At 52.0% G+C, this 3,100-nt stretch carries 5 protein-coding genes and 1 pseudogene; 4 read left to right on the forward strand and 2 right to left on the reverse strand.

All coding sequences use genetic code 11. From position 1 onward, the window contains the following. Nucleotides 1-343: 343 nt before the first annotated feature. Nucleotides 344-439: pseudogene (locus tag ACZ5DH_RS05990) on the forward strand (Arm DNA-binding domain-containing protein); the annotation flags it as partial. 76 nt (nucleotides 440-515) lie between these two features. Continuing rightward, nucleotides 516-1,013, forward strand: coding sequence for a hypothetical protein (locus tag ACZ5DH_RS05995; RefSeq protein ID WP_464256178.1), 498 nt, complete (start codon nucleotides 516-518; stop codon nucleotides 1,011-1,013). Nucleotides 1,014-1,516: 503 nt separating this feature from the next. On the opposite strand, the gene ACZ5DH_RS06000 is transcribed toward ACZ5DH_RS05995, so the two are convergent. Beyond that, nucleotides 1,517-1,804, reverse strand: a complete 288-nt coding sequence (locus ACZ5DH_RS06000) for a type II toxin-antitoxin system RelE/ParE family toxin (RefSeq protein WP_464256179.1) — start codon at nucleotides 1,802-1,804, stop codon at nucleotides 1,517-1,519. Further along, a complete protein-coding gene (locus ACZ5DH_RS06005; protein WP_464256180.1) occupies nucleotides 1,794-2,033 on the reverse strand; it encodes a CopG family ribbon-helix-helix protein in 240 nt (79 codons plus the stop codon). Before ACZ5DH_RS06005 ends, ACZ5DH_RS06000 begins: the two co-directional genes overlap by 11 nt. A gap of 68 nt (nucleotides 2,034-2,101) precedes the next feature. On the opposite strand from ACZ5DH_RS06005, the gene ACZ5DH_RS06010 reads away from it, so the two are divergent. Together ACZ5DH_RS06010 and ACZ5DH_RS06015 are read left to right on the forward strand one after the other, a co-directional pair. After that, a complete protein-coding gene (locus ACZ5DH_RS06010) occupies nucleotides 2,102-2,278 on the forward strand; it encodes a hypothetical protein (RefSeq protein WP_464256181.1) in 177 nt (58 codons plus the stop codon). Nucleotides 2,279-2,284: 6 nt separating this feature from the next. Next, complete coding sequence (locus ACZ5DH_RS06015; RefSeq protein ID WP_464256182.1) at nucleotides 2,285-2,680, forward strand: AAA family ATPase; 396 nt, start codon at nucleotides 2,285-2,287, stop codon at nucleotides 2,678-2,680. Nucleotides 2,681-3,100 lie beyond the last annotated feature (420 nt).

Raw genomic sequence — 3,100 nt, forward strand, 5'->3', positions numbered from 1 at the left:
TTACGGGGCTTAACTTTTATCTTCTGCAATACTCTCGAATAATCTTGCAACCTCTTTTGACATACCCCTGCTGTGGGGGTACATTTGGGGGTAGCAAGGCAGAAAAGCGAACACGGACTTTCGCGATACCCCCAGTGCGCGAAAGCCTTGTTCCAGCCCGACTTTTCTTCCATTACCTCCTCCCCCCTGCCCTGCCATAAATACTGGATACCCCCAGCGGCGGAGATGATACCCCCATGCCTCTTTCAGATACCAGCGTTCGCAATGCCAAGGCACAAGACAAAGCCCTCAAGCTTTTTGATGGGGCGGTCTCTTCCTGTTTGTTTCTCCGGCAGGAGGCAAACTGTGGCGACTTAAGTACCGCTTTCAAGGCAAAGAAAAGCTGCTGGCCCTTGGCGCATACCCTGATATTTCCCTGAAAGACGCCCGCAAAAAGCGGGAAGAGGCCAAAGAGCTTCTGGCAAAAAAAATTGATCCCGGCGAGGCAAAGAAAGAAGCGACGACGGCTGCAGCACTTGAACTCGAAATGGCAACAACTTTTGAAGCCGGAGCCCGAGAGTGGTTTTCCAAAAAAAGACACGCCTGGACAGCACTGGGAATGTCCACGGGCTGCACTGGCCAGAAAGGTACTGCCCACTAAAAACAGCCTGGAGCGCCTGCTGACCCTGCAACGCGGGCACTGGTTTGAATCCGGGGTTGGGCAGGCTCTGGCATCGCTGGGCCTGCATGTTCTGCCTCAGCTTGAAATCAGCTGGCAGCATCAGGGCGTACTCATCAAGGCCCATCTGGATTTTGTGCTGGTCTGGGGTGCGCCCGTCAACGCCATACGGATTCTGGAAGTGAAGAGTGCGGACAAGCTGCCTGCTTCTCCGCACGATTCCCATCTTCTGCAACTGCATGGCCAAATCGGTCTTCTGACAAAAGCATGGAGTAAACCCGTCTTCAGCCTCCGTGATGAGGATGGCACGCTTTTGCATGACAAAATGACCTTTCCCGACACAGCTTTGGGGTGAGCTTACAGCATTCCGCGCAGGGCACTTAACTCTGGCGCAGGTAGATTGCACTCAAGGTTTTTACCATTTGTGCGCGTACTGTGAGTATAACGGGGACTGCCCCAAGTTCCCACAAGGCGTGCAAATGGCGCAATGGGCCCCAGCACTTGAAGAGCTGGGGCCCTTAAAGAACAACGCACCTCTTTAGATAATGAAATAAAAAAGATGGAAATTATACTCAAACTTGTTCACCGTCAAGCTGGCACAAAGGACTGGGTAGATACGGGTAACTGCCGCTTCCGCATGTCAGTGGCAGCTGGTCGCACTACATTGGACAAGGATGTTTTGCGGGAAGAACTGACCGGGATTTTTCACTTTGAGCACCTGGGTGACATTGACGTAGATGCCTTGCGAGCACGATGTAAACGCACGGGCGCGCCTTCCGAACGCCTAACCATTTCGCCAATCAACTGACGCCACTACGAATAAGCATGGAATTAACGTATGAAGTTGCTGTTGGGTAACTATTGCGGATACCGCCGCGCGGTATGCAGAATACGAAGAATCTGAACTTCGGATTCAACAACCCTATATGCAATAAAATACGAAAAATCTGTCAATACAAGCTCACGAGTGCCTGCAACCCTGCCAGCCCTTCCCCGCGAAGAAAGCACGGCAAGACTTTGCCCAGCATCCCATATGCATTGGGCTACTTCCTTTGCGGCATCCAAGTCCTTTTCAGCCAGATAGGCCGCAATGTCATGCAAATCCTCAAGGGCCAGAGTGAGCCAGCGCACCGCCCTACTTTGCATGAACGCCCCAATGAGCAAAGGCTTCCGTCACTTGATGGTCTGAAGCAAATTTCCCCTCATCTGCCTGACGAACACCCTCCTGAATAGCCTCGATCTGCCAGGACTGTTCGGTCACATATTGCCTCACCGCCTCCGCTACCAACCATGAGCGAGAACGCGAGGTAGCAGCGGCAAGTTTTTCAAGCTGCGCCTGCGTATCCGTATCCAATCGTGCTGTGACTGTAGACATGGGAACCTCCTATGTCTTCATTGTGTACATTCAAGTTAAACGTGTCAATAGAACACACAGGAGAAGTGATGCACACCAATCCTACTTTTGGCCTTAATTTTCTTCAGCCCACCGACCTCGACGCCGGACATGTTTTCAGCGGCAAGCCTTCCGGCACCACGGTCAGGGGCTATGCCACGCCCTTGGCCTGCACACGCCCATTGACCATAACTATATTTTCCACGAGTCCAGCCGTGATATCGTAGTTTGGTTTGTCAAAGGAACTGCTCTATGTCTTTGGTCCTACGGGCTGCGGCAAGACCAGTTGCATCAAGCAGCTGGCAACCAGGCTCAACTATCCCGTGTTTGAGGTGACAGGACACGGAAGGCTGGAATTTGCCGATCTGGTGGACCATCTGACGATCAAGGACGGCAATATGGCCTTTGAGCACGGCCCGCTTACGCTGGCCATGCGGTATGGGGCAATAATTTTGCTCAACGAAATTGACCTGACCTCACCCGAGATCGCCGCTGGTCTGAACAGCGTATTGGACGGATCCCCACTGTACATAGCGGAAAATGGGGGTGAGATCATCCCGCCGCACCCCATGTTCCGTTTTGTGGCCACTGAAAACACCAACGACGGTGGTGACGATACGGGCCTTTAACTATCTCGATCGGCACGGGGTGCGCTTCATGTCCGGCGAGGCCATACGCGCCGAAGCGGGCGTCTTGGAAGCATTGAAAAGGGATATTTTCAATGCGAAAATGCTATAAGTAAGAGCCTCCCGTTTTTTGCCAACCTGCCGATGCACGTATTGTGGGGTCTTCCAGCCAAGCGCCGAGTGCTGGTACGTGGCGTGGATTCAGCCGAAGAATCGCGTTTTTCGGCTGAATGACAACTTTGAAATGTGAAGCATTTCAAAGTTAACCTATTCCAAAATCAAAACCACCCGCATATCAATAGCAGGTGGTTTTGATTTTGAACAATATGCCTCTGACAGAATGCTCCCATAACGTTGAAGCGGTCAACAGCACCAGGATGCCTTAATCCTTAGCAACGATTTACCTATCTCATGATGGCAATT

The organism is Desulfovibrio simplex, from assembly GCF_055387835.1.

Excerpts from the sequence above, each read along its gene's own strand:
- ACZ5DH_RS06000 (WP_464256179.1), bottom strand. The coding sequence starts at position 1,804 with ATGCAAAGTAGGGCGGTGCGCTGGCTCACTCTGGCCCTTGAGGATTTG.
- ACZ5DH_RS06005 (WP_464256180.1), bottom strand. The coding sequence starts at position 2,033 with ATGTCTACAGTCACAGCACGATTGGATACGGATACGCAGGCGCAGCTT.
- ACZ5DH_RS06010 (WP_464256181.1), top strand. The coding sequence starts at position 2,102 with ATGCACACCAATCCTACTTTTGGCCTTAATTTTCTTCAGCCCACCGAC.